The organism is Iodidimonas nitroreducens (assembly GCA_000710935.1).
Classification (GTDB): domain Bacteria; phylum Pseudomonadota; class Alphaproteobacteria; order Sphingomonadales; family Rhodothalassiaceae; genus Iodidimonas; species Iodidimonas nitroreducens.
Genome location: BAYV01000016.1, coordinates 14455 through 40804, shown reverse-complemented (window position 1 = coordinate 40804; position 26350 = coordinate 14455). Strand labels below are relative to the sequence as shown.

Genomic DNA, 26350 nt, shown 5'->3' with positions numbered 1-26350 from the left:
ACATGGGCGGGGCCCGAAACCGTCACTTCAGGATGCAGCCGCACCAGAACCTTGTGAATGCCCAATTCCTTGATAGGCTTGAGCAATTCCACTTGCGAACGGCCAATCTTGTAATCAAGCGTGCCCAAAGCATCAGCAATATCGCGGGCCGTAACCGAGCCATAAAGCTGACCGGCTTCACCGGCCTGACGCACCAGCACGAAGCGCGCGCCATCCATCACTTTGGCCACGCCTTCGGCTTCTTCGCGCATTTTGATATTATGCGCTTCGATTTCCTGACGGCGGGCTTCAAAAGCTTTGCGATTGGCAATGGTTGCGCGCAGGGCCTTATTGCGGGGCAACAGGAAATTGCGAGCAAAACCCGGCTTCACGGTGACTTCATCACCCATTTTGCCCAGATTCGGAACGCGTTCGAGAAGAATGATTTTCATCGATCGGCTCCTTATTTCACGACAAATGGCAGCAGGGCGATATTGCGGGCGCGTTTGATGGCCCGCGCCAATTCACGCTGCTTTTTAGCTGAAACCGCAGTGATCCGGCTGGGCACGATTTTGCCGCGTTCGGAAATATAGCGAGACAACAGCTTGGTATCTTTATAATCGATCTTTGGAGCATCTGCGCCAGAGAACGGACAGGTCTTTCTGCGGCGAAAGAACGGGCGACGCGCGCCGGGTGCTTTACTAGCCATGATCAGTCCCTCCTCTCACGATATTCACGCTGGCCATCCCGGCCACCTTCGCGACCGCCATCCCGGCCACCATCACGGTAACCACCGGGACGACCGCCATCGCGGGCACCATCACGACCACCTTCGCGGCCACCACCATCACGACCACCACCATCACGGCCCCCTCTGCGGTCGGAACGCTCAGGCTTGCTGCGCAGGAAGATCGAGGGGCCTTCTTCAAGGTCATCCACACGAATGGTCATGAAACGGATGATATCTTCATTGATACCAGCCTGACGCTCCATTTCGGCCACAGCCGGATAAGGCGCATCGATATTCAGGAGGACATAATGTCCTTTGCGGTTCTTTTTCACCCGATAGGCGAGGGGACGCAGGCCCCAATATTCATTTTTGACGACACGGCCGTCAAGATCCTCGACAATTTTGGTCAGTTCGCCGGTCAGGGTTTCAACCTGAGCCGTGCTCACATCTTGCCGAGCAATAAAGATATGCTCGTATTTCGGCATCTGATGCTCCTTGCTGATCGCACGCCGGGCCCCATGCCACAACGCCTCCAGCCTTCTTCTTCATAAAAGCGCGGGATGCATTCCCAAGCGCGCTGCGGCTATAACCTACTGCCGCCCCCAGCGCAAGGTTTAAGGAACAGCATGATCCCTGTGTTGCACAATTACAAAGGGTGGGTTATCCCCGAATAAACAGCATCTCAATGCCCTTTTGGGGCCATTTTTTGATGAGGATATCTCAAACCATGACACGCGCATTTGTTTTTCCCGGCCAGGGCAGTCAGTTTGTGGGGATGGGGGCGTCTTTGGCCGCTGCTTATCCGCAGGCGCGTGCGGTGTTTGAGGAAGTGGATGATGCTTTGGAACAGCATCTGTCGAAGATCATGTTTGAAGGTGATGAAAGCCTTTTGCGCCTTACCGAAAACACCCAGCCCGCCCTGATGGCCATGTCGATGGCGATCCTGCATGTGCTCGATGCGGGGGGTGTTTCCGTTCGATCTGCGGCCAGCCATGTGGCGGGTCATTCTTTAGGCGAATATACCGCCCTGTGCGCGGCCGGGGCTTTATCACTTTCTGATACCGCACGGCTTTTGAAACGGCGCGGGCAGGCTATGCAACAGGCCGTGCCTGTGGGCGAGGGGGCGATGGCCGCGCTTTTGGGCCTTGAAATCGATCAGGTGGAACAGTGCCTGACGAAGGCGGCAACCGCTGATCTGATCTGCGCCATTGCCAATGATAATGCCCCCGGCCAGGTGGTGATATCGGGCCATGCGGCAGCGGTTGATGCGGTCATCAATCTGGCGAAAGAGCAAGGGGCGAAACGGGCGATGCTCCTGCCGGTGTCGGCTCCTTTTCATTGCCCTTTGATGCAGCCCGCCGCCGATGAGATGCGCACGGCCTTGAACGAAGCGGCCATGGCAGCCCCGTGCGTTCCGGTGATCTGCAATATCACCGCAGCCCCTGAACGCGATCCTGAAATCTTGCGCCGCTTATTGGTGGAGCAGGTCACAGGGCGGGTGCGCTGGCGGGAATCGGCGGCGGCATTGAGCGGATTTGGGATCGATCAGGTGGTCGAAATCGGCGCTGGCAAGGTTTTAACGGGGCTGGTGAAAAGGATTGATCGCACCTTGGCGCTCGTCAATATACAAGATCCCGCCGATATTGATGATTTTGCGGCCTCGCTTTGAGCCGAACCTTCATAAGCATAAGGATGTGCAATGTTTGATCTTGCAGGAAAAAAAGCCCTGATTACCGGAGCATCTGGCGGCATCGGGGGGGCGATTGCCCAGGCCCTTCATGCCCGGGGGGCGAGCCTTGTATTATCCGGCACAAGGCGTGAGGCGCTGGAAAAGCTTGCCGATGAATTGAAGCGTTCCCATGGCCCGGATTGTGCTGATGTTCATGTGGCGGTGGCGGATTTATCCGATTCTGAAAGCGTCGAGGCCTTGCCCGCGGCGGCGATGGCGGCGATGGGCGGGCTTGATATTCTGATCAATAATGCCGGGATCACCCGTGATCAGCTTTTGATGCGGATGAAAGATGCCGATTGGGATGATGTGATGCGGATCAATCTGCAATCGGCCTTTCGCTTGTCCCGCGCGGTTTTGCGGCCGATGATGAAGGCGCGCTTTGGTCGAATCATTTCGATCAGCAGTGTGGTCGGGGTGATGGGCAATGCCGGGCAGGCAAATTATGCGGCCTCTAAAGCCGGGCTGATCGGCTTTTCCAAATCTTTGGCCCAAGAGGTCGCATCCCGCGGGATCACGGTGAATTGTATCGCCCCGGGCTTCATCAAAAGCCCCATGACCGAGGCCCTGAATGAAGACCAGACCGCGCGCCTTTTGGCGGGGATTCCTGCCGGTCGCTTTGGCGAGGGGGCGGATGTGGCGGCGGCGGCTGTCTATTTGGCCAGTGAAAATGCGGCTTATGTGACCGGTCAGACCTTGCATGTGAATGGGGGGATGGCAATGATATGAGGACAGCGCTATAAATCAGGGCTATCAAGGATGCGAAATGGCGGCTTTGAAATGCTGATTAACTGTGATAGAGCCAAGCCGATTTTGTCGGGCTTTGATCAGTCGGGCAAAAAATAATGATTGTATTCCATGGGATACAAGATCTACTGAACCGGGTATCGGGCCTGACCCTATGGGATTGAACCCACAGCATAAGGATTTTGGGAATGAGTGATACGGCCGAGCGCGTTAAAAAAATCGTTGTTGAACATCTGGGTGTCGAAGAAGCCAAAGTGACGGAAAATGCCAGCTTCATCGATGATCTGGGTGCTGATAGTTTGGATACCGTCGAACTTGTGATGGCCTTTGAAGAAGAATTCGGTGTTGAAATTCCCGATGACGCTGCGGAAAAAATCCAGACCGTCAAGGATGCGATCGATTTTATCGATGCCAATAGCTAAGGCTGTTTTGGTCTTTGATTGACTCTGATACGGCGGCAAGGTCATTAATTTTTATGGCCTTTGTCGCCGTTTGCTGATCTCTAGAATGTTGCAGGTGCCTCGATGAGACGAGTTGTTGTCACTGGGCTGGGAATGATCACGCCTTTGGGCGATGGTGTCAAAACCAGTTGGTCCAATATTCTGGCTGGAAAATCCGGCGCCGGGCTTATTTCGCGCTTCGATCCTGCCGATAGCGTTGCCAAGGTGGTGTGCGAAGTGCCTTTGGGTGATGGCAGCAATGGCACCTTTAATGCAGATCATTATATCGAGCCGAAAGATCGTCGGCGGGTTGATGATTTCATCGTCTATGGCATTGCCGCTGCCCAACAGGCCGTTGAAGATGCGGGTTGGACCGCGCCTGAAGGCGAAGAGGCTGAGCGCAGCGGCGTGATGATCGGCTCGGGAATCGGTGGCTTGCCGGGGATCGAGGAGGCATCGGTTTTGATGCATGAACGCGGTCCACGACGGGTTTCGCCGCATTTCATTCCCGGACGGTTGATCAATCTGGTTTCGGGCCAGGTTTCCATCCGCTATGGCCTGAAGGGCCCCAATCATGCTGTGGTCACGGCCTGTTCCACCGGTGCCCATGCCATTGGCGATGCGGCGCGGATGATCATGCTTGATGATGCCGATGTGATGGTGGCGGGCGGGGCGGAAGCCGCGATCTGCCCGGTGGGGGTTGCGGGTTTTGCCCAGGCCAAGGCTTTATCCACCCGCTATAATGATAGCCCTGAAAAAGCTTCGCGCCCATGGGATGAAGGCCGCGATGGCTTTGTGATGGGTGAAGGCGCGGGCATTGTGGTTCTTGAAGAACTGGAACATGCCAAAAAGCGCGGTGCCAAAATCTATGCGGAAATCGTGGGTTATGGCATGTCGGGTGATGCCTATCATGTCACGGCGCCCGCCCCCGGCGGCGATGGTGCCTTTCGCGCCATGCGGGCGGCTTTGAAGCGGGCGGGCATGGCCCCATCCGATATCGATTATATCAATGCCCATGGCACATCGACCCCGCTGGGGGATGAGATTGAATTGGGCGCGGTCAGGCGTTTATTTGGCGATGCGGTGAAAACCCTTTCCATGTCATCCACCAAATCATCGATCGGTCATCTTTTGGGGGCCGCTGGTGCGGTCGAGGCTATTTTTTCGATCCTTGCCATTAATGATCAGGTGGCTCCGCCTACGCTCAATCTGGAAAACCCCAGCGAAAGCTGTTTGGGCATGGATCTGGTTCCGCTGGCTCCAAAGGAACGTTCGATCAAGGCGGTTTTGTCCAATAGCTTTGGCTTTGGCGGCACCAATGCATCCTTGATCATCAAAGCGTTTAACGGCTGATCCTCAGCGCGTTCAGAGAAGGCCGGGTCCATGCGCCGAGCCCGATTTTTTTCGTTTCTGGTGCTCCCGCCGCTTTTTCTCCTCCTCGCGGCCTTTGGGCTTTTCGCTTATGAAATCAACCGCCCTGGGCCTCATGATGGCGATCATCGCATTCTGATCGAGCGGGGCATTGGCCTTGGCCGCATTGCCCATCAGCTTCAAACTGAAGGGGTGGTGCGGCATGGCTTTGCCCTGCGTTTGGCAGGTCGGATTATCGGTGCGGACCGCGCCTTGCGGGCGGGAGAATATGAGATTGCCGCCCATGCCAGCATATTGCAAATCCTTGAAAATCTGCAATATGGCGCGCCTTTATTGCGCCGCCTCACCCTTCCCGAGGGATTGACGTCCCGGCAGATCATCACGCTTTTAGAAGGCGCAGATGGGCTGGTAGGCGAAATTGTCGAAATACCATCCGAAGGCAGCCTTTTGCCGGAAACCTATTATTACAGCTACGGCGATGCGCGATCCGATCTGGTGCACAGGATGCAAGAGGCGCAAACCGCGCTTTTAGACAGGCTCTGGCCCGAGCGGGCTGCGGAACTGCCGTTTGATAGCCGGAGTGAGGCGGTGACTTTGGCCTCGATCATTGAAAAAGAAACCGCCATCGCCAGCGAGCGGCCGCTGATTGCCAGCGTTTTCATCAATCGCCTGCGCAAAGGGATGCGGCTGCAATCCGATCCCACGGTGATTTATGGGGTAAGCGAAGGATTGCCTTTGGGGCGGCCCATCCTGCGATCCGAATTGCGGCAGGAAACGCCGTTCAATACCTATGCCATCAGGGGCCTGCCGCCGCATCCGATTGCCAATCCGGGCGAATTATCGATCCGCGCTGCGCTGAATCCGGCCACAAGCGATTATCTTTATTTTGTGGCCGCTGGAGATGGTGGGCATGCCTTTGCCCGCAGCTTGCGTGAGCATAATGATAATGTGGCCCGGTGGCGGCGTTTGCAAAAAGAGAGCGCTATTTCTGAGGAGAGCGACGTAAAATAGCATCGGAAAGAGCCTGGGGCAGCAGGGTCAAAAAGCGCATGGCAAAGGCTGTTGGGAAAGGGAAGGCGATCACCCCCTTATTCTTGCGCAATCCCTTGGCGATGATGCGGGCAGCCTTATCAGCCGTCATCAAAAAGGGCATGGGGAAGCGATTTTGCGCGGTCATCCGGCTTTCCACAAAGCCCGGGCAGATCACATTCACCTTCACCCGCCCCCAATAGGCCCCGCGCAGGGCTTCGCCATAAGCCTTCACCGCAACTTTGCTGGCGGAATAAGAGGCAGCGCCGGGCATCCCACGAAAACCCGCAACCGATGCCATGATGGCAATCTGGCCGCTTTGGCGTTTTTTCATGCGTTCGAGCACCGGATGGATGCTGTTGAAAACCCCCGTAACATTGATGGCAAAGGTTTTCTTCGTGGTTTCATGAAGGCTGCGATCTTTTGAGGTGGCAAGGCCAATCCCGGCATTGGCGATCAAAAGATCAAGGGGATGGGCATCATCCACCTGCTCGATCCATTGGCGCATGGCCTGTTCATCCACCACATCGATGATCTGTGCATCCACATCCGCACCGCGCCCACGGCAGCTTTGGGCAATGGCATCAAGGCGTTCCTGATCGCGACCGGATAAAGCCAGAAACACACCGGGTTTGGCATAATGAAGCGCCAAAGCCTCGCCAATCCCGCTCGATGCCCCGGTAATCAAAATCGATCCGGCTTTCTGTTCCGTCATGGCAGTCCCTTTTTTGAATTGGCCCGGTTGTTTTCATCCAGCCAGTGATTGATCGCAGGCGCACGAGGCTTTATCAGTATCACCTCATCATGGGGCGCAAAAGGGTTCCAAAGACGAACCTCTCAAAATCGGATAAGCGGATGACCGTTAAAACCAGACCGGGGCTTTTATTGATCATTTCTTCGCCATCGGGGGCCGGGAAATCAACCCTGTGCAGCCATTTGCGGCGCGAAGAAGGGGATCGCTTATGGACATCGGTTTCCGCCACTACGCGCGAAAGACGCAAGAACGAGGTGGAGGGGCAGGATTATTATTTTGTCAGCCATGATAAATTTCAGCGCATGCAAAAAGGCGGTGAATTTCTCGAACATGCCGAGGTATTCGGCAATTTTTATGGCACGCCCGGTGAGCCGGTTGAAAAGCGGTTGAATGCCGGGATCGATGTTTTATTCGATATCGATTGGCAAGGGGCGCAACAGATCAGAAGCAATGCAGAAGATGCCCGGGTGATCTCAATTTTTATCCTGCCCCCCAGCATGGCGGCTTTGGAGCATCGTTTGCGGCATCGGGCCCAGGATAGCGAAGAAACCGTGCAATTTCGGATGTCCCGCGCCCATGAAGAAATCTCGCATTGGGAAGATTATGATTATGTTCTGGTGAATGATGATCTCGATGCCTGCTTCAAACGCCTGCATGCCATCCTCACGGCCGAGCGGGTCCGCGCCGAAAAAGAGTATGCGATCAAGGATCTGGCCATCAGCTTGATCAAAAAATAGGCAGCTTTAGCCCTTAGCCCCCATCACGCATGAATTGCCATTGCCGGGCGATGCGGCAAAATCCGGCAATGTCGATCTCTTCCGCCCGGGCCGTGGGGTCGATATCAGCGGCCTTTAGCAGGCTGATGCTATCGGCGGTCAGGGGCCGAAGACTGGCCCGCAACATTTTACGCCTTTGGCCAAAGGCGTGTTCGGTGATGGTTTCCAGAGTTTTTTGCTCAACCAGCGGATCAAGGGGCTGGGTGGAGATGATCTCGATAATGGCACTATCCACTTTCGGTGCCGGGGTAAAGGCCCGGGCGGGCACGGGGAATATAATTCGCGCTTTGGCCCGCCATTGGGATAGGATGGAAAGCCGCCCATAAGCTTTCGAGCCGGGTTTGGCGATGATCCGCTCAGCCACTTCGCGCTGGAACATCAAGATAAGCTGCGACCACCAGGGCGCCCATGGCCCGGTCATCCAGCGCACGAAAAGCGCGGTGCCGATATTATAGGGCAGGTTAGAAACGATCTTGACCGGCTTGTTATAAAAGAGTTTTTCCTCATCGATCTTCAAGGCATCATCGGCCAGGACCGAAAGCCTATCAGGCCATATGGCAGCAATTTCAGCCAAAGCGGGCAGGGTGCGGCTATCGCGTTCCACGGCTGTGACATGGGCTGCCCCTTCCATTAAAAGGGCGCGGGTCAGGCCGCCGGGGCCGGGGCCAACTTCATAAATCTCATAATCCTCCAGCGGCCCCGCGGCCCGGGCGATCCGCCGCGTGAGATTGAGATCGAGAATAAAATTCTGCCCCAAAGAGCGCGATGCCTGCAATCCATGGCGGCCAATAACCTCGCGCAAGGGGGGCAGGGGATCAATCGGGGGATCCGTTTTTGAATGGCTCATGCGTTGAGTCTCGCGGCCATTTTGATGGCGGCAATCAGGCTATCGGGGCGGGCTTTATTGTGCCCGGCAAGATCGAATGCGGTGCCGTGATCGGGGGATGTGCGCAGGAAAGGCAGGCCCAAAGTGATGTTTACACCGCCATAAAAATCAATTGTTTTCAAGGGGATCAAGGCCTGATCATGATACATGCACAAAACCGCATCATAGGTTTTTCTGGCATCGATGTGAAAAAGGCTATCGGCGGCAAAGGGGCCTTCGATCAACAGGCCATCCTGGCGCAAGGCTGTGATCGCCGGGCGGATGATGCTTTCTTCTTCACCACCGATGGTCCCCCCTTCACCGGCATGGGGATTGAGACCGGCAACGGCAATGCGGGGCTTTTCGATCCCAAATCGCAGGCTCAGCGCCTGATGAAGGATTTTTGCCACCGCTATGATTTTATCCGCGCTGATATGGGTGGCCACATCATTCAAGGGAACATGGATCGTGAGCGGCACCACCCGCAGGCCCGGAACCGCCAGCATCATAACACTGGATGCGGGCGGCAAACCGGCAAGGCGGGCCAGAAATTCGGTATGGCCGGGGTCTTTGAAACCCGCGCTGTAAAGCCCCTGTTTGTGGATGGGATTGGTGATGATGGCCGCCACCTTTTTGGCCATGACCAGGTCCACGGCCTGTTCGATGGCCTTGATGATAAAAGGGGCAAAAGCTTTGTCCGGGCGACCGGGGATAAGCCCATCGGGAAAATCGGCCATGCCATCATATTCTAAAATCGGCAGGCCCCGATCAAATATGGCTAAGGTCTCGGCCGGATCATCAATGGCGATCAGCGGGCAATCGCTTTGCAGTGGTTTGAAGATTTTTCGGGCACCGATCAGAAAAAAAGGCGGCACAGCATGCGTCTGCCGCATCATCCATGCTTTGGCCGCCAATTCCGGCCCGATGCCTGCGGGATCGCCCATGGTCAGGCATAAGGGATCGTTCGCCATTGATCTAGCGATAGTCGACAATGGCATTGCGCCTTAAATCACGCAGATAGCGCCGGGCCATGATCGCCAGTTTTTGGCGTTCCAATTGATCAATGATTTCGTCAAATTGCGGGAGTGGCACCTCTGGCTTGCTGCGATCGCAAACAAAAAAGATGCGAAAGCCATCTTCCATGCGCACGGGCTGGCTTGGCACGCCCATTTCCAGATCTTCAAGAACGGTGCGCAAGCCGCCGGGCAGATCCCGCAGCCTGAGCCGACCAAGAGGCGGGGAGGGTTCAATCCCTAATTCCTGAGCATAATCCCCGATAGAGTCGCATGATGTCATGGTGGATTTCATGCCATCGAAACGATCAAAAAAAGCGATCTGCTCGGCTTCGGTGCTTTGTGGCGTGATGGGCAGAAAAATCTGCCGGATATCCAATTGCATATCCAGTGGATCGGCTTCCAGCACCCGGCGGCGATCCTTTAACTGCAGGATATAATAGCCACCGGCATGGCGGATCGGTTCGCTGATATCGCCAACAGGAATGCTTGTCAGGGCATTGGCCAGCGCCGGGTTTAATTGATCGGGCGTTACCCAGCCCATATCGCCACCCGATGCAGCGGTTGAGGATTGAGAAAATTGCTGAGCAAATCCGGCAAAATTAGCACCATTGCGAATTTGTTCGCTGATCCGCATGGCGGTTTGCCGCACATCATCCTCGCGCGATGGATTATCGATCAGCAGATAGATTTCAGAAACATTATATTGCGGCTGCCCGGCATTAGATTCGATGCGGGCAATTTCCTGCTCAACTTCTTCCTGTGCCACATTGGCCATCCGGCCAAGCCGACCATTCACCAGTTCACCCCAGGCGATTTCGGCCTTCATCTGTTCGAGATAAGCCTGTTTGGTGATGCCCAAACGGGTGAGGTAATCTTCAAATTGTTGCGGAGATTGATTGAAGCTCTGGGCTTGGCGCACAAAGGCCGATTGGGCATCATCATCGGTAATGAAAAGCTCGAATTCAGCGGCTTCCTGCAGCTTCAGCTTATCATCCACCATATTGCGCACCACCTGTTCCTGCAGGCGGGCAAGCTGTTCTTCATCTTCGATCCCGCCGATGGATGCAATGGTCAGGCGCAATCTTTGCACCACATCATAGGCGGAAATCGGCTCGTCATTCACCAGTGCCACAATACGCTGGGGGATGACGAGATTGGATTCCGGTGCCGAGGATTGGCCCTGTTGCTGATTTTGCGACTGGGCCTGAGCATCGACCTGTCCAAAGGATAGTCCCATGATCAAAAAAGCCGCCCAAGCCGTTCTGATGGATCGCCTTGGCAGGCGGGCTTTTATTGAAGCGGATGTTTTCATCATGAAGCGCAAACACTGTATACTGAACATGTCTCTCAATTCTTGCTCGTTGAGCAATGATTGTGGCCAAAATCAGGCAAAGGGCTGATCTTTCCCGTTTCGTCCCACATTTCCCTAGCCCAAACTGCGCAGCCTGATCCGAAAGCCAATGGATGTGCCGCGTTCGATATCACGATCTTCGGTGAAACGCTTGCGCAATTGAATGCCCAACTCCATGCATTCATTCTCGTATAGCACTCCGGTTTCATACTCAATGGGTTCTGCATCCCGGCCAAGGCCATGGATCAATCCACCAAAGATCTGCCAGCTTTTTGTTGCTTGTAGGGTTGCATCAAAGCGGATTTCTTCACGATTTGTGCGCTCGGCAATTTCCAGATCCCGGTCGATTCGAAGATAGCTCAAATTGACATAAAAAACATCATTGCCCAAGGACGAGATCACTTCCTGTCTTTGGGGATCAAGCGTTTTCCGATCCAATTGGAATTGATAGCTGATATCGATCCAGTTTTGCACCCGGATATCGAGGGCGCCCACCACATCGGATCGTTTGGATCCCAGCCCCGTGCCCTGGGGTAAAAATTCCGTGAGATCATTCACCCGATAAGATTGGCCAATCACCGCATCAAGGCCGATATCGTGCATATCCAGCCCATATTTAAGGCCATAAGTGGCGCGGCTGCCGCCTTCCCATATATCGAAGCCGGGTGCGCGATTGAGCGCGAACAGCGTTTTGGAATTTAATTCAATGGTGCGGCTATCTTCATTGGGAATGGCCGTGGAAAGCCCGCTTTCCGGGATTGCCACCAATTGAATGATGGGTTCAATCCTTTGGGAAACGCCGCCCAAATGGCTGGAAAAGGGCCATGAAATGGTGGCCGAGGCGCGCGCCACGCTCCGCACTTCGCTACCATTTTCGCCAGCAAAAAACGGATCATCGATCGTTTGCGCTTCCCGCACATCATAAAGATCGGTGCGTGCAAAAACATCGAAAACGATCTTTTGGCCCATGGGGGTGATGACTGGAGCCTGCCATTGCACAGAGGTTGTCGCCCTTGCGGTATCGGCGCCATCAAATCTTACAAGCTGAATGGAATTGAACCGCGCTTCCACAGTGCCGCCCAAAACACCGGGTTTTGAAACATAATTTACATCGATCCAGGGCAGGGCCTGGGCCGTCAGCCCATTGTCATCCTCTAAACGCAGGCCATTGAAGCCCACGAGTTCGCCCGAAATATAGGTGCGATTGAAAAAGCCTTCGATCCTGTAATCGCTTTGCAAGGTATCCACATCGGAAAAATCATAAAGCCTTAGAAAGGTATCATCACTGGCGATCTGGGCGTGATAGGTGGATTGCCAATTCTTCCCATGAACAAAACGGCCTTCAGAAAAAATATGACCCCGAAAGCCATTATCGGGAATACCGGTCAAGGCTTCCGAAGGCTGATCCCCGTGGCTGACCGATCCATCGAACTGAAAATAGCCTTTGCCCAGATGCTGGCGATAACCCAAGGCAAGCACCGGGGGTTCTTCGGTGGCAATGATCGGGGTGATGGTCAGATCGCGGCTTTCACTGAGGACGATATGATAGGGTAATTCAGCAACGAAGCCCAATTCCTGACGACTGCGAATCTGGGGAACCAGAAGGCCGCTATCGCGCTCCACCGTGGGATCGGGATGCGAAAGATAGGGGGTCCAGAAAAGCGGAATGCCAAGAAATTCAAAGCGCGCACTTTCGTAATAAAGGCGCTGCTCATCCTTGTCATGAACCACTTTAAGCGCTTTGATCTGCCATAAAGGGGGCTTTTGCGGACGATCATCGCACACCGGGCAAGGGGAATAGACGGCATCGCGCAATTCGCTATTGCCATTTTCAAAGCGTTCCCCACGATTGGCGGCAACCCGCGCCCCATCGGCAAGAATCAAGCGGGCATTGATGATCACACCGGCCCGCAATTCACCACTCAGATTGACCGAGCTGGCCTTCAGGATCATCCCTTCGGGGGTTGTGATTTTTACGCCGCCTTCGGCCTGGGCGACACCGGATTCATCATTATAGCGCAATTGCCCCGCTTCAAGACGATAGCCGCCATGCTCTAAAATCACATTACCCCGGGCAATGATCTCGCCATTAGAAGGATCGATGGAGCTTTGATCGGCGGAAAAAACGACAAACCGATCATCGGGCAATTCCGGCATTTTGAAAAGACTGCGGCGCGGCTCTTCTGAGAGGGGAACCGCCTCGAGCCTGTTGCCTTCACGGCTTTGTTCAAGATTTTGGGCCATCGCCTGCGACGAGGCGGCACAAAGCAGTGCGGCGGTCAAAAAAGGTTTTCCACGGGTCACGATAGTGGGGAACTTTCGGTCAGCTATGGGTTCATGGCTCTCTTGATACAGGCAGTTTTCATTTGTCGCAATCAACGAGGTGGCGATGACTATGGCTTTTCAGCAGCCATAGCCCACATTATGGTGGCGCGTGATCAATATGTCCCGGCCCATAGGGCGGGGCGTTGTCTGTGATGAGTAGGGAATTCATAATGAAACTATCGTTTTCTGAAGCAAAAGATCCAAAATCGGGCGTGCTGGTGCTTTTGGCTGATAAGGATGCCATCCAAAATCCCCATGTCAGGCGATTGGATGACGCCACGGGCGGGGCCATTTCAAAGGCCATCAAATCAAGCCGCTGGGGCGGGCAAGCAACCGATATTCTGGATCTTTTGGCGCCCAGCGGGATTGATGCCAGCCGGATCATTCTTGCGGGCCTGGGCGATGTGAAAACCCTGAAGGTCACTGATTTTGAACGGCTGGGGGGGCGGCTGGCGAAATATCTGCAATCTGCGGGCGATCCTCTGGCCACCATCCTTCTTGATAACACAGGGGCCGATCTGCCCTTGGCGGAGCAGGCTTGCGCTTTGGCCACAGGGGCCATGCTGCGATCCTATCGCTTTGATAAATATCGCACCAAAGAACCGAAATCGAAAAAACCGACCTTGAAGGAACTGGTGATTGCCAGCGCTGAACATAAAAAGGCGCAATCCCTGTTTAGCGTGGAAAATGCGGTTCTATCCGGCGTTTTCCTGACCCGTGATCTGGTCTCTGAACCGGCCAATATCCTTTATCCCGAAAGCTTTGCCAAAATTGCTCAAAGCCTTGGTGATGATGGGATCGAGGTAGAGGTGCTCAATGAGAAAGAGATGCGCAAGCTGGGGATGAATGCGCTTTTGGGGGTGGGCCAAGGGAGCGATCGCGAATCCCGCCTTGTGGTGATGCGCTGGAATGGCGGCGATCCGGCGGATCAGCCCATCGCTTTTGTTGGCAAAGGGGTGACCTTTGATACCGGCGGCATTTCCATCAAGCCAGCCGAAGGCATGGAGCAGATGAAATGGGATATGGGCGGTGCCGGGATCGTAACCGGCCTGATGCGCGCCCTTGCCCGCAGAAAAGCCAAAGCCAATGTGGTGGGGGTGATTGGTCTGGTGGAAAATATGCCATCGGGATCAGCCCAGCGCCCGGGTGATGTGGTTACCTCGATGTCGGGTCAAACCATCGAGGTGATCAATACCGATGCCGAAGGGCGGCTGGTTCTGGCTGATGCCCTTTGGTACACTCAGGATCGCTTCAAACCCACTTCCATGATCGATCTGGCAACCCTGACCGGGGCCATTATCATTTCACTGGGGCATGAATATGCCGGCTATTTCACCGCTGATGAGGGTCTCTCCGCTGCTCTTTATAAGGCGGGCGATCAATCAGGGGACAAGGTTTGGCGGATGCCTTTGGCCGATGAATATGACAAGCTGATCAATTGCGATATCGCCGATATGAAAAATGTTGGCGGCCGGGCGGCAGGATCGATTACCGCCGCGCAGTTTCTCAAGCGCTTCAGCAATGATGTGCCATGGGTGCATATCGATGTTGCGGGTATGGTCTGGTCGGATAAAGAGCATGATCTTTATGAAAAGGGGGCCACGGGCTTTGGTGTGCGCTTGCTGGATCGCTATGTGCGCGATCATAAAGGCTGATCGGTTGATCGGTTGATCGGTTTCAAAAAAACGACGCCCCTGTGCGGGGGCGTCGCTGGCCCTTTTGGATCAGATTTAGCCGCAGATTTCAGGCATCGGGCTCAAGCAGACGATGCAGATGCACGATCACATATTTTTTCATGGCATCATCCACATTGGCCTGGCTCACCCCGCGCCAGGCTTTTTCCGCCTCCTTGTAGCTGGGGAAAATGCCAATCATTTCGATCTCATCGAGATTTTCAAAATCGAGACCTTGGGGATCATTCACCCGGCCGCCGAAAACCAGATGTAAAAGCGGCTTTTGGGCGGGGCCGGTCGTTTCTTTGGTCATGGTTTATCCTGTCATCAAAGCGTGGCTTTATGGAAATCGCCTGTGAGATAGCACGCAAAACCTGCCATTTGAAGATTTATGCGTGACCCCATAGCCGACATAACGCGCCTTTGATCACCCCATTCTCGATGATCAGGCCGCCTGATCTATCCTGGGCCAATAAAAGCGGCCCATCCAGATCCACCCAGCGGGCGTGGGACGCCAATAACAAAGCCGGGCATAAAGCCAGGGAACTGGCGACCATCGAGCCGATAAACAGATCAAGCCCGGCATCGCGGGCGGCATCGATCATGGGCAAGGCAGGGCTCAACCCGCCCAATTTATCAAGCTTGAGATTAACCGCCTGAAAAAAGCGGGAAAGAAGGCGCATTTGTGCCGGATCATCACCATGGCAGCTTTCATCGGCACAAAGGGGAACCGGGCCATCATAATCGCCCAAAGCGACATCAAGATGGGCGGGCAGGGGTTGCTCGATCAATTCTATACCGCAATTTTGGGCCACAACCGCCATGGGCACAAGATCATCAAAGCCCCAGCCTTCATTGGCATCGATGATCAGGCGCGCCTTGGGTGCCGCCGCCCGGCACCGGGTGATGCGTTCCGCATCAAGGGGGGGATCGCCCAGTTTCAGCTTTAAAAGTGGCAGGGTTTGTGCAGCCTGTGCGGCTTGCTGCGCCATGATATCGGGATGATCAAGGCTGATGGTAAAAGCTGTGATCTGATCACATAAGGTCGGTAGGCCGAGGAGATCAGCCACCGATTGGCCGCTATATTTTGCCCAATAATCCCATAAGGCGCAATCAAGGGCATTGCGCGCCGCCCCCGGGGGCAGTCTCATCCCCAAATCGGGCCAGCGCAGGCGACCTTCGGCCAAGGGCTCGATCAGGGGGCGCAATTGGGCAAGGGCCTTGCTGAGGCTTTCATCATAGCGGGCATAAGGAACGGCCTCGCCCATAGCCTGATGCTGCCCATCATCAATCATAACGGTCAGTACATCGGCGCTCATTTTGCTGCCCCGGGCAATCCGAAAGGGGCGGGCAAGGGCGAAGCTCTCTGTCCCGATCCGCAATTTTAAAGGCGGCAGGGTGATTTCGGGATAGCCGGATCGATCAAGTTTCATGGCAAGCCACAAGGAGAGCCCTGATCACTGCTTATCCCGCTTCACTGGCGGATGCCGCATTGGCCCCTTTTCTCAAGGTTTCCAAAAGGCGATCAAATCCCTCGCGCTGGATAAGGGATGAAAATTCATCCCGCTGGGTGATGGCCATGGAAATGCCTTCAACCTTGATATCAACGATCTGGAATTTGTCATCTTTTTTCCGCAGCCGCCAATCCGCCGATAATGGCTCGCCGCCCGGACGAACGATCTTGCTTCTGACAAAAATATCCCGGGGCCCGGCTTCCGTGGTGCCATCCACAACCAGCTTTTCATTGCCATAATCGCCGATGCGGCCCGCAAAGCTGTTGACGATGAAATCAGGAAACAGTTTTTGATATTCCTGTAATTGCGCATCGGATGCCGTGCGCATATAGCGCCCCAAAACCAGTTTCGAGATGAAATCCACATCGAACCCTTCATGCAGAAGCTGGCGGAAGGCGGCCTGCCGCTCGGCCTCGGTTTTCGTGGGGTCTGCCCAAACCTTGACAGCATCATCTGAAAGCTGGGCGATGAAATCCTTGGCGCCTTCGGGGTCGGCGGCAGCCGTTTCCTGTGCGCTTGCCTGCAATGAGAAAAGCCCGATGATGAGGACAAGGCTTGCGACAAGGACCTGCCAATGGATTAATGAGCTTGAATGGTTCTGTTTCATTCTGGGGCGGTATCCTTCTCTTGATCTATGCTGCAGCATTTTATGGTATTTAGAGGCGTCCATGTCGATGGCAAGCCTGTTCACTTGATCGTCATCAAGGCATCGGGCGGCGGATCAGCCTTGAATTGCCGCAGATAAGCGATCAGATCCAATCGATCCTGAGCCTTCATAATCCCTGAAAATGGCATTTTATTGCCCGGCAATAAAGAATTGGGGCTTTTAAGCCATTGATCAAGACGATCTTCAGTCCAGATAAAATCCGCGTCCTTAAGGGCTGCGGAATAGTGATTATAGTTTGGATCAAACCCGACTCTTCGGCCAAAAAGACCAAACAGATTGAGCTTTGAGTCGTCGGTCGTGCGGATATCGGCCGGGGCCAGTTCATGGCAGGCTTTGCAGCTGAAAAAAAGAGTGCGGCCGCGTTCCGCATCACCGCCGGGTATGGATATGCTCTCATCTGCTGCGGCTGAGACGCCGAAAGCCATCGCGAACAACAGCAAAACATAAAGCATGCGGCGCTTGGATCGCTGAGCGCATCTTGATGATGGGAAGGGGAGATCGGATCGCATATCGCCTCGTGATGAAAACCATCTGAAATGAACGAAACGGGCCACCGTTTGATCGGCAGCCCGTTTGGTCGGTGGGGTTTCCCCACGAATTTGAAAAGCCCGCTATTCCGCTGGTTGCTGTGCTGCCCGCTCGGCATTGGTAGGCAAATCACCGGAACGCACACGGGCCAGATAATCCTCGAGCATCCGCTTGACTTCAGACGACAGGATATAAAGCCCGATGATATTGGGCAGGGCCATGCCCAAAATCATGGCATCGGCAAAATCCATCACGCTGGTCAATTGCATGGATGAACCAATCACCAGAACCGAGAGAAATACGAGCTTGAAGATCGTGATCGGCAGTTTTTTATTGCCGCCCAGCAGATAGACGAAGGACCGCTCGCCATAGTAATACCAGGTGATCGATGTGGAAAAAGCAAAGAGCAGAACCGCAATCGACAGCACATAGGGAAACCAGTCAAAAACCGAGGCAAAGGCCGCTGATGTGAGGGCGATGCCATCCGAGATTTCTGCTTCCAGATGCATATCGGTGATGATGATCACCAAAGCCGTCATGGTGCAGATGACAACGGTATCGATGAAGGGCTCCAGCAAAGCGACCAGTCCTTCGGCAACCGGTTCCTTGGTTTTGGCCGCAGAATGGGCAATCGCCGCCGATCCAACCCCGGCTTCATTGGAAAAGCTGGCGCGGCGCAGGCCCTGCACCAGCACACCAACAAAACCGCCCGCAATCCCGATGGGGGCAAAGGCCCCGGCGATGATCGCCCCGAAGGCGGACGGAATATGGCCGATATTCATCGCTAAAATGATGAGCGCGGATGTGACATATAAAATGCCCATCATCGGAACAAGGCGTTCAGTCACCCGGGTGATAGAGCGAATACCACCTATGATCACCAGCCCCACGGCCCCGGCATAGATCAAGCCGATGATCCAGGTTTTCCCGCTCATGAAACTGTCGGGACCAAAGAGCGCCGGCACCATCACATCCATGAATTGCTGGGACGATTGATTGACCTGGAACATATTGCCCGCGCCAAAAGCCCCGCCAATGCACAGTATGGCAAACATAACGGCCAGAACCCGGCCCAATCCGCCCATGCCGCGCTTTTCCAGCCCCCGCGAGAGATAATACATCGGGCCGCCGGAAACGACGCCATTTTCATCGATCTTGCGATATTTAACACCCAGGGTGCATTCAACGAATTTGGATGTCATGCCAAACAGCCCGGCCAATATCATCCAGAATGTAGCTCCCGGTCCGCCAATGGAAATGGCAATGGCAACCCCCGCGATATTTCCCAGCCCCACGGTACCAGAAAGGGCCGCCGTCAGTGCCTGGAAATGGGTCACCTCGCCGGGGTCTTTGGGATTGTCATATTTACCGCTGACAATGCGGAAAGATTGCACAAAACCACGCAGATTGATGAAGCGCATTTTAAAGGTGAAGAAAATGGCACCAATCAAAAGCCACAAAACGATGAAGGGAATGCCGATGGCCCCATTATCCAGCGCCTTGACAAATAATCCCGATGCCAGCGGGGTAAAGGACGCGTTCTGATCGCTGGAAACCAAAAGATTGATAACATTGCGTTCGCGTTCGAGGCTGATGCCACTATCTGCGAAATCATTTAAAATAGCAGTTTCCAGATTGGCGGCTGTTTCGCTGCCGGTGGCGGCCCTTTGCACAGCATTATGGCCGGGGCAGACCAATCCATCGCTATCAATTTCATAAATCCGGCTTTGGCCCGCAATCGAAATACTCAAACGGTCGCTTTCCAAAAGCCGGGTTTCACTGACCCTTATGGCCCCTGTGGATTGATCTTGTCCGCCTTTGATGGGGATCGGGTAAAAGATGAAATTTGAAACAGCATCTGTGATCGGGCTGACCAGCGCATTGATCTTTTCATCGACACTCAATTCAGGGGGGGTGCATTGATCCGGCGGGGCGGCAGATACCGGATTTGAGCCGGAAAACCAGAAAAGAAGAGCCGATGTAACGGCTATGGTCGCAATCTTCATGAACGCCTCACAATTATTTTTGCCCCAAACGGCTTTGTATGCATTTTATGGTGCATTTGGTAACGCAACCGCCACTCTATCATACCATCTGACAGACGAGGGACGAACAGAATGCCCCGCCTTATCGTCTGGTTTTTGGCCCACCGAATGGGCATTGGCGGAGATGCTAGCCGCTTGGCATCCGAAGCACAACAAAACCGTCATTATTTTGTCGGACTGAGGCCATAAAGGTGAAGGCGGGATCAGGAAGTTCTTTGTTTTTCCCGTGATGGGCCATCGGCCCCAGAGGGAGCAGAGCCTGCTGGTCCAGAGCCTGCTGAGCGGCCATAAAGGCCCGCACCTAAAGGGCGACCATCGGGGTAGACCGGATCTTTTTGCCGGCCAGAACGATCTGTCTGACGATCTGACTGGCGATCTGTCTGGCGATCCGCAGGGCGTAAGTCCCCTTCATTGCTGGCTGATTGAGGCTCAGGCTGTTCAACGGGATCGGCCTTGCTTGCGGTTTCTTCTTTCAGCGGATTATCCACATGCACGATCTTGCCGGATAATTTCGCACCGGCCTCAACAGATAAAGATTGATGCAAAATATCGCCCGTAACATGGGCCGTTTTTTCAAGCCGCACGGCATGGCCGCGAATTTCACCATCCACAGTGCCCCTGATGGTCACAGTCGAAGCCCGGATGGTGCCCAAAATACTGCCGCAATCCCCCACGGTCAAAGAATCGCAGGTCACATCACCCTTGATATTGCCATCGAGCTGAATTTCACCCGGGCTATCGATATTGCCCAGAATCTCAACAGCCTTGCTGATAATCGAGGGGGCCCCCGATAGGCTGCTGTCCCGTTTTCCATTGGGTACTGGATCAATTTTCTTCATATCTGCCTTGCTGGAGCGCTTGAACATCGAGAGCGGCCTCAATAAAGGGCAAGGGATCGACAAGAGCACCATTGAACCAGACTTCCCAATGCAGATGCGTACTTGTTGATCGACCTGTTGATCCCATTTCACCAATCTTCTGACCGGGTTTGACGATTTCCCCGGAATTTACGCTTAAACTGCGCATATGGCCATAACGTGTCCGAAAACCATTGCCATGATCAATTTCCACCATCAGCCCATAAGCCGGCTTGCGCCTAGAAGTGACCACGGTTCCGGCGGCGGCGGCCATGATCGGCTCGCCCCGCCAGCCCGCCATATCAAGGCCGGAATGATCCGCCCAGCTTTTACGAAAAGGATCGATCCGGGCGCCGAAATGGCTGCTGATATAATATTTTGCCGCAGGGATATGGGATGGGATATTCGCGATTGCCTGATCGATCAGGCTGCGTTGAAATACCAATTCCCCAAGTTTTTGAAAGACTTTTGAAAAAATAGATGGGTCGGCGCTCGTAAAAGGTCCGCCAGTGCCGGTTTGCGGTTCCATTTTCTTGAGCAAAGCATCATAGGGAATACCCAGACTGGCGATCACCTCATGTCTGCGCTCGATATTTTCTTGTTCGGCAAGGATCAGCGCTTGGGCCTTTCGATTCTGATTGCGCTCAACCCGATCAAGTTTTTCGATAATGAGATCAAAGCTTTCAGAAATAGATGTGACTGCCTCTGACGAGGAAGGACGTGATCTGAGATCAAGCGTTGGGGCGGCCTGTGCGTCGGAAATCACCAATCCGCCCATCGCCGCATTTGCAAAATTAGCGGCTTTCCACTGCGCGCCGGAAGGTCTCAGACGGGCGCTTTCATTCAGGCGATCACCTTGGGTCGATGAAAGGTCGTCCTCTGCCGGTTCCTTGTCGGTTTCATGGGCTTTATCCATACCCACATCTGCGGCATCGGACGTGTTTTGAAGATTAAGGGGAGGACGCATCACAAGCGGCCCATCGAGCAATGGATAGCCCGCTGCATCCTGATTAGATTGCTGTGAAACAGCCGCCTTCAGGGTGGCTGAGGGGGCCAGTTTTTCAAGAAATTTTTGTCGGGCTTCCAGGCGCTCGGCCCGATCAAGGGCGCTGCTTTTCAGGCGTTCCAATTCAACCAGCAGGGAATTCAACTCGTGAGAGACATATTTCAATTCCTGTTGCTTGGTGGCTACCCGATTATCATCGGTGAGATAGGAAATGGATGCGGTCAAGGTCCAGCCCACGAGCCCAAGGGCGATCACTGAAACCGATGCCTGAAACAAAGGTGACAGGCGCGCAAATCGCACTTCGCCGCGGGTACGGAAAAAAATCTGGCGTTCGGGAAATGCCCGCTCAAAAAGCTGCGTTGCCTGACGCAGGATATGCTCTTTGTGGATACGCAAAAGACTGATCTATCCCTATGAACTGTATTTCTGCTTTGCCTGAAACTGAAAGCCACAAGAGCCTTATGTTATGGGCAGATGATTTGCAAATGCCTTAACAAGATAAGCAATTGTTCTCAATTCATTCATGTTCCTGATATAAATGACCGTCAAAATACCCAAAGATCAAGGCTTTTCAGCGGTTTGAGGTGCCAGCGGCTGGTAAAAGCTTTCTGCCAGCCCGGCTTTGCTGCGGGCTTCCACATTAAAGGGCGGCTTTAAAGCACCGCGAAAATAGCGGGTGACAAGGGATTGAAAGCTTTTTTCGGGATCAAGGCCAAGCCTTTCACAGTGCCAGTGAAACCAGCGCGCCCCTGCAGCCACATGGCCGATTTCATCATGATAAATGGTCGAAAGCGCTTCTACGCTTTCCGAATCACCCATGGATTGGAACCGCGCAATCATGGATGGGGTGACATCAAGGCCCCGTGCCTCCAAAACCAAAGGCACCACCGCAAGGCGGGCTTCAAAACAATCCGCAGTGTTGATGGCCGCCTCCCACAGCCCATCATGGGCGGGCAGCTCGCCATAAGCCGAGCCATAAGCGATCAAACGATCTGATATCAGCATGAAATGGCGGGCTTCATCATCGGCAACCCCCACCCAATCATCCAGAAAATCACGGGGCATATCCGCGCCAAAACGGGCAATCAGATCCCAGGCGAGATCGATGGCATTCAATTCGATATGGGCCACGGCATGAAGCAGGGCGATGCGGGTGGCAAGGCTTCCGGCTTTGCGCCTGCGGGGCATTTCACCGGGTGGCAAAAGCTGCGGTTTTTGCGGTCGACCGGGGCGGGCGGGCAGGGCTTTGGGAAAGGATGCCACCAGCGCACCGGCTTGCCACAGGCTGGCGGCTTCCCGGCTTTTGCGGGCTTTCAGGATGGCATCATCACAGCCCAGCACCTGAGCCGCCATGGCCCCCAGAGTTTGGGTCGGCGCATTCGTCATTGCGGAATTAAACATGCGATCACACCAAAGCCATCATCACGCTAAGGCCATCATCACGCTAAGGCCATCATCACGCCAAGGCCATAATCAAGCTAAGGATTGGCAGGCGGCCAGAACCTCATCGGCATGGCCCTTTACCTTCACCTTGGGCCAGAGATGGGCAATTTTGCCCTCCCGGTCGATCAGAAAGCTCGATCTGTTGATGCCCATATAGCTGCGGCCGTACATCTGTTTTTCCTGCCATACGCCATAGCGTTCGCACAGATCGCCCTTTTCATCTGATAAGAGCCGGATTTTAAGATCCTGCTTGGCAATGAAATTGTCATGCTTTTTGACGGAATCTTTTGAAACGCCAAGAACCACTGTATCGGCGGCATCGAATTCCGCTTTGAGGCGGCTGAAATCCTTGGCTTCGGTGGTGCAGCCGGGGGTGTTGTCCTTTGGGTAGAAATACAATACCAGCTTCCGGCCCTTGAAATCGGCAAGGCGCAAAGTGTCTCCACCATCTGCGGGCAGGGAAAAATCGGGGGCGTTGTCGCCGATTGCGGGGCCCGTTGCGGATGGATTGTCGGTCATGAAACTGTCTCGCTTTCCTGTGCTTGGCGGTGTTGACCCAGATAATGATGATAAATTTGCTTCACATCGGCAAGCCCGGTCATTAATTGCTCTTGGGTGTGTGCGAAATCCGTGGCTTGGGTTGCCCGGGCAAGCACGGCGCGCAATTCGGGCGGAAAGCTGCGCTCATCAGGCTCGCCGGTCAAGGTCAATCGCAAGATGCTTTGGATGGCATGGAAATGGGCATGGGCCGTTTTCAGCTTATCCCCAGCATCTGATGTCAGCGCCTTGATGGCGATCAGATGATCGATGCAATCATCAAGCCTTGGGGTGAAGATTGTTTGCTGCTTTTGGCCATGGCGCAATAACAGATATTGGATGATGAACTCCATATCGATCAGCCCGCCCCGCACATGTTTCAGGCTCCAGGGATTTTCCGTTGAAAATTGCGCGGCAAGCCTTTCCCGCATGGAAAAAACCGCAGGCATCAGGGCCTTCGGATCATGGCCGGCGGTGAGGGTGCTGTGAATGTTGCGCCTGATATTATCGGCCATGCTATCGGGCGTGGCCACCAGCCGGGCCCGGGTCAGGGCCATATGCTCCCATGTCCAGGCGGCATCGCGATAATAATCGGCAAAGGTTTTCAAGGTGACAACCAGTGGCCCCGCATTGCCCGATGGCCGCAGCCGGGTATCCACCTCCCATAGCCGCCCTTCGGATGTTAGCGCCGTGAAGGCGGTTAAAAGTGCTTGCCCCAGGCCGCTGAAATAGCGCGAGGGCCCCACTTGTCTCGGGCCGTCGGATTGTTGGGCATCGCCCGCCACATCATAAAGAAACACCAGATCAAGATCAGAGCCGAAAGACAATTCCCGGCCGCCATATTTTCCCATCGCCACGATGCCTAAAGCCCCGCCGGGAAAACGCCCGAAACGCTCGGCATACTGATCCACAACCCGGGGCAGCAGCGTTTCCATCACGGCATCGGCCAGATTGGTCATCGACAGGCTGGTTTCACGCACATTGCAAATGGCTTCAAGCGCCTGCACCCCAAGCTGAAATTTGCGCTCATCAGTCCAGCGCCGCACGATATCGAGAATATCCTGATAATCCCGCGCCCTTTTGAGGGCGGTTTCCAGATCCGCGCGCAAGGCCTGTTGATCGGGCAGGGGCGCAAAAAAATCGGGATCAAGGATCGCATCCACCAGATGCGGATGGCGGGCCATGTTTTCGGCTAAAGCGGGGGCGATTCCCATGATCCGCGCCACCAGCCGAAAGAGCGAAGGATTCGATTGAAAGAGCGAGAAAATCTGAACACCCGCAGGCAGTTGGGCGATGAAGCTATCAAATCGACTGAGGGCGCGATCCGGCTGCTGGGTGCCGGAAAAGGCTTCCAAAAGCGGCTTTAGGCAATGCGATAAAAGCTTGCGCGCCCGGGCCGTTTTCAAGGCCCGATAGCGGCCCCTTTGCCAGCGGTCGATCACCTGCACCATATCGGATGGATTGGCAAAGCCCAGCTCTTCGAGCAAGGATAGCAGCGCCGCCTCATTTGGATATCCACTGTCTTCCGTTTCATCACCGGCGGGCAATAGGGCTTCATAATGCCGGCTGACAGGGTCCAGATGATTTTTGAGTGCGCTGTGCAAAGCATCGGGGGATGTGAACCCACAAAAACAGGCGATTCGCGCCAGATCATCGGGTTGCTCGGGAATTTTATGGGTTTGCGCATCATGGATCATTTGCAGGCGATGTTCGATCATCCGCAAAAATTGATAGGCCTGGGCCAGTTCATCCCGCTCGATAGCCTTGATCCGGTTGTGCTGCACCAGATGATCAAGTGTTTCCAGAGTTGCTTTGCTGCGTAAGGCAGGGTTTCTGCCCCCGGCTATGAGTTGATTGATCTGGGTGAAAAATTCAATCTCACGAATGCCGCCCCGACCCAGCTTCACATCAAATCCCGGGAGGCTGAAAGCGCCCTTTTCATGATGATGATGACGATGGATCTGGTTTTTGATGCGGTGAATATCCTCAATGGCCGCAAAATCCATCGAACGCCGCCAGATGAACGGCGATAATCTTTGCAGATAGGCGGCGCCTGCCTTGCGATCACCGGCACAGACCCGGGCCTTGATCATGGCGGCCCGCTCCCATGGCTGGGCAAGGCTTTGATAATAGGATTCCGCCGCCCCCACCGATAAAGCAATGGATGTGGCCCCGGGGTCGGGCCGCAACCGAAGATCGGTGCGAAACACATAACCATAAGCCGTGCGGGCATCAAGAATCCGCACCAGATCCTGGGTGATCCTGATCATGCAATCAGATAGGGAACGCGGGCCCGTGGCTTGCGCGATTTCCTCGTCATATAAAACGATCAGATCGATATCGCTGGAATAATTAAGTTCATGCGCTCCCAGCTTGCCCATGGCCAGCACGAAATATCCGCAATTTTCGGGTTTGTCGCCATCGTTCCCAGCTTTCAATTCACCTTTCTGGATGCGATCGAGCAAAAGAAACTGCACCGCCGATTCGATGGAGAGATCAGCATAATCTGATAAGGCGCGGGTGATTTTGCCTAAATCCCACTGACCCGAAAGATCGGCTGCCGCCACCAAAAGGGCCATCCGCATTTTGGCGATCCGCAGGCACTGCATCAGTTGATCGAGATTTGCAGCCGAATATGTCTGTTGCCGCACGTCTTCATACTGTGCCGTCCATGCCGCATCCGGGCCAAGGGATAGCATTGCTAGCAAAGCATCCGGGCACATTTGTAAGAGCCGTGCCAGAAAGGGGCTGTTGCCCGCCATGGCGTGAACCAGCGCTTTGGTTTCGGCTTGTTTCAAAAGGGCCAGATCTTTGGGATCATCGCTTGTCTTCAAAAGCGCGTCATATGCATCTGCCGCTTTGATCTGATCATAGGGGGGTGCTATGGCAGGCATCTGGCTCTTTTCCTGATCTGATCGCAAAATCATGGATCAGACAATGCGGAAATCGGCATGATCGGGTCAAGTCC

Annotated in this window: 25 protein-coding genes; 7 read left to right on the top strand and 18 right to left on the bottom strand. The window is 54.4% G+C overall.

The genetic code is table 11. From position 1 onward, the window contains the following. The 3 genes from rplI to rpsF form a co-directional block, all read right to left on the bottom strand. A partial coding sequence (gene rplI / locus AQ1_RS08375; protein ID WP_042086244.1) for a 50S ribosomal protein L9 occupies positions 1 to 431 on the bottom strand: 431 nt, incomplete at its 3' end. 11 nt (positions 432 to 442) lie between these two features. Next, entirely contained in the window at positions 443 to 688 is a 246-nt protein-coding gene (gene rpsR, locus AQ1_RS08370) for a 30S ribosomal protein S18 (protein ID WP_042086242.1), read from the bottom strand. Between the two features lie 2 nt (positions 689 to 690). Then, a complete protein-coding gene (rpsF, locus tag AQ1_RS08365; protein WP_042086261.1) occupies positions 691 to 1194 on the bottom strand; it encodes a 30S ribosomal protein S6 in 504 nt (167 codons plus the stop codon). A gap of 242 nt (positions 1195 to 1436) precedes the next feature. Between rpsF and fabD the strand changes: the two genes are divergently transcribed. The 5 genes from fabD (at position 1437) to mltG (ending at position 6007) form a co-directional block, all read left to right on the top strand. Next, the gene (gene fabD, locus AQ1_RS08360) at positions 1437 to 2378 is read left to right on the top strand and encodes an ACP S-malonyltransferase (RefSeq protein WP_042086259.1); all 942 of its coding nucleotides are present in this window, start codon (positions 1437 to 1439) and stop codon (positions 2376 to 2378) included. Positions 2379 to 2408: 30 nt separating this feature from the next. After that, on the top strand, positions 2409 to 3167 hold the full coding sequence (gene fabG / locus AQ1_RS08355; protein WP_042086241.1) for a 3-oxoacyl-[acyl-carrier-protein] reductase: 759 nt from the start codon (positions 2409 to 2411) through the stop codon (positions 3165 to 3167). 206 nt (positions 3168 to 3373) lie between these two features. After that, positions 3374 to 3607 carry an acyl carrier protein gene (locus AQ1_RS08350; RefSeq protein WP_042086239.1) on the top strand — a complete coding sequence of 78 codons (234 nt, stop codon included), beginning with the start codon at positions 3374 to 3376 and terminating at the stop codon, positions 3605 to 3607. A gap of 102 nt (positions 3608 to 3709) precedes the next feature. Next, positions 3710 to 4978 carry a beta-ketoacyl-ACP synthase II gene (fabF, locus tag AQ1_RS08345; protein ID WP_042086238.1) on the top strand — a complete coding sequence of 423 codons (1269 nt, stop codon included), beginning with the start codon at positions 3710 to 3712 and terminating at the stop codon, positions 4976 to 4978. A gap of 30 nt (positions 4979 to 5008) precedes the next feature. Further along, positions 5009 to 6007, top strand: a complete 999-nt coding sequence (gene mltG, locus AQ1_RS08340) for an endolytic transglycosylase MltG (RefSeq protein ID WP_042086236.1) — start codon at positions 5009 to 5011, stop codon at positions 6005 to 6007. On the opposite strand, the gene AQ1_RS08335 is transcribed toward mltG, so the two are convergent. After that, positions 5979 to 6740 (bottom strand): SDR family NAD(P)-dependent oxidoreductase, encoded by a 762-nt coding sequence (locus AQ1_RS08335; protein WP_042086234.1) that lies wholly within the window; start codon positions 6738 to 6740, stop codon positions 5979 to 5981. The genes mltG and AQ1_RS08335 overlap by 29 nt on opposite strands. A gap of 140 nt (positions 6741 to 6880) precedes the next feature. Here AQ1_RS08335 and gmk point away from each other — a divergent pair, with 140 nt between their 5' ends. Beyond that, the gene (gmk, locus tag AQ1_RS08330) at positions 6881 to 7516 is read left to right on the top strand and encodes a guanylate kinase (RefSeq protein WP_042086231.1); all 636 of its coding nucleotides are present in this window, start codon (positions 6881 to 6883) and stop codon (positions 7514 to 7516) included. A 13-nt stretch (positions 7517 to 7529) separates the two neighbouring features. Here gmk and rsmA read toward each other — a convergent pair whose 3' ends face one another. The 4 genes from rsmA to AQ1_RS08310 form a co-directional block, all read right to left on the bottom strand. Then, entirely contained in the window at positions 7530 to 8402 is an 873-nt protein-coding gene (rsmA, locus tag AQ1_RS08325; RefSeq protein WP_042086229.1) for a 16S rRNA (adenine(1518)-N(6)/adenine(1519)-N(6))-dimethyltransferase RsmA, read from the bottom strand. Then, positions 8399 to 9391, bottom strand: coding sequence for a 4-hydroxythreonine-4-phosphate dehydrogenase PdxA (gene pdxA / locus AQ1_RS08320; protein ID WP_042086227.1), 993 nt, complete (start codon positions 9389 to 9391; stop codon positions 8399 to 8401). Before pdxA ends, rsmA begins: the two co-directional genes overlap by 4 nt. A 4-nt stretch (positions 9392 to 9395) precedes the next feature. Further along, positions 9396 to 10751: a peptidylprolyl isomerase gene (locus tag AQ1_RS08315; protein ID WP_161760506.1), complete on the bottom strand. Its 1356-nt coding sequence runs from the start codon at positions 10749 to 10751 to the stop codon at positions 9396 to 9398. A gap of 111 nt (positions 10752 to 10862) precedes the next feature. Further along, positions 10863 to 13070 carry an LPS-assembly protein LptD gene (locus AQ1_RS08310; RefSeq protein ID WP_152550407.1) on the bottom strand — a complete coding sequence of 736 codons (2208 nt, stop codon included), beginning with the start codon at positions 13068 to 13070 and terminating at the stop codon, positions 10863 to 10865. 212 nt (positions 13071 to 13282) lie between these two features. On the opposite strand from AQ1_RS08310, the gene AQ1_RS08305 reads away from it, so the two are divergent. Beyond that, positions 13283 to 14767 (top strand): leucyl aminopeptidase, encoded by a 1485-nt coding sequence (locus tag AQ1_RS08305; protein ID WP_042086221.1) that lies wholly within the window; start codon positions 13283 to 13285, stop codon positions 14765 to 14767. Between the two features lie 88 nt (positions 14768 to 14855). On the opposite strand, the gene AQ1_RS08300 is transcribed toward AQ1_RS08305, so the two are convergent. The 10 genes from AQ1_RS08300 to AQ1_RS08255 all read right to left on the bottom strand — a co-directional run bounded on the left by AQ1_RS08300 (position 14856) and on the right by AQ1_RS08255 (position 26276). Then, a complete protein-coding gene (locus AQ1_RS08300; RefSeq protein WP_042086218.1) occupies positions 14856 to 15098 on the bottom strand; it encodes a DUF4170 domain-containing protein in 243 nt (80 codons plus the stop codon). 76 nt (positions 15099 to 15174) lie between these two features. Continuing rightward, positions 15175 to 16218: a dipeptide epimerase gene (locus AQ1_RS08295; protein ID WP_042086216.1), complete on the bottom strand. Its 1044-nt coding sequence runs from the start codon at positions 16216 to 16218 to the stop codon at positions 15175 to 15177. Positions 16219 to 16249: 31 nt separating this feature from the next. Next, positions 16250 to 16906, bottom strand: a complete 657-nt coding sequence (locus AQ1_RS08290) for an MlaC/ttg2D family ABC transporter substrate-binding protein (RefSeq protein WP_042086214.1) — start codon at positions 16904 to 16906, stop codon at positions 16250 to 16252. A gap of 80 nt (positions 16907 to 16986) precedes the next feature. Beyond that, positions 16987 to 17418, bottom strand: a complete 432-nt coding sequence (locus AQ1_RS08285; RefSeq protein ID WP_042086212.1) for a c-type cytochrome — start codon at positions 17416 to 17418, stop codon at positions 16987 to 16989. Positions 17419 to 17577: 159 nt separating this feature from the next. Then, positions 17578 to 19500 carry an alanine/glycine:cation symporter family protein gene (locus tag AQ1_RS08280; RefSeq protein WP_081837193.1) on the bottom strand — a complete coding sequence of 641 codons (1923 nt, stop codon included), beginning with the start codon at positions 19498 to 19500 and terminating at the stop codon, positions 17578 to 17580. Between the two features lie 242 nt (positions 19501 to 19742). Beyond that, the gene (locus tag AQ1_RS14505; RefSeq protein ID WP_052371127.1) at positions 19743 to 20378 is read right to left on the bottom strand and encodes a polymer-forming cytoskeletal protein; all 636 of its coding nucleotides are present in this window, start codon (positions 20376 to 20378) and stop codon (positions 19743 to 19745) included. Beyond that, positions 20365 to 21798: a M23 family metallopeptidase gene (locus tag AQ1_RS14500; protein ID WP_052371126.1), complete on the bottom strand. Its 1434-nt coding sequence runs from the start codon at positions 21796 to 21798 to the stop codon at positions 20365 to 20367. The genes AQ1_RS14505 and AQ1_RS14500 overlap by 14 nt, the downstream gene beginning before the upstream one ends. A gap of 165 nt (positions 21799 to 21963) precedes the next feature. Next, a complete protein-coding gene (locus tag AQ1_RS08265; protein ID WP_042086210.1) occupies positions 21964 to 22788 on the bottom strand; it encodes a ferritin-like domain-containing protein in 825 nt (274 codons plus the stop codon). 87 nt (positions 22789 to 22875) lie between these two features. After that, the gene (bcp, locus tag AQ1_RS08260; RefSeq protein ID WP_042086209.1) at positions 22876 to 23364 is read right to left on the bottom strand and encodes a thioredoxin-dependent thiol peroxidase; all 489 of its coding nucleotides are present in this window, start codon (positions 23362 to 23364) and stop codon (positions 22876 to 22878) included. Further along, on the bottom strand, positions 23361 to 26276 hold the full coding sequence (locus tag AQ1_RS08255) for a bifunctional [glutamine synthetase] adenylyltransferase/[glutamine synthetase]-adenylyl-L-tyrosine phosphorylase (protein ID WP_161760504.1): 2916 nt from the start codon (positions 26274 to 26276) through the stop codon (positions 23361 to 23363). Before AQ1_RS08255 ends, bcp begins: the two co-directional genes overlap by 4 nt. Positions 26277 to 26350 lie beyond the last annotated feature (74 nt).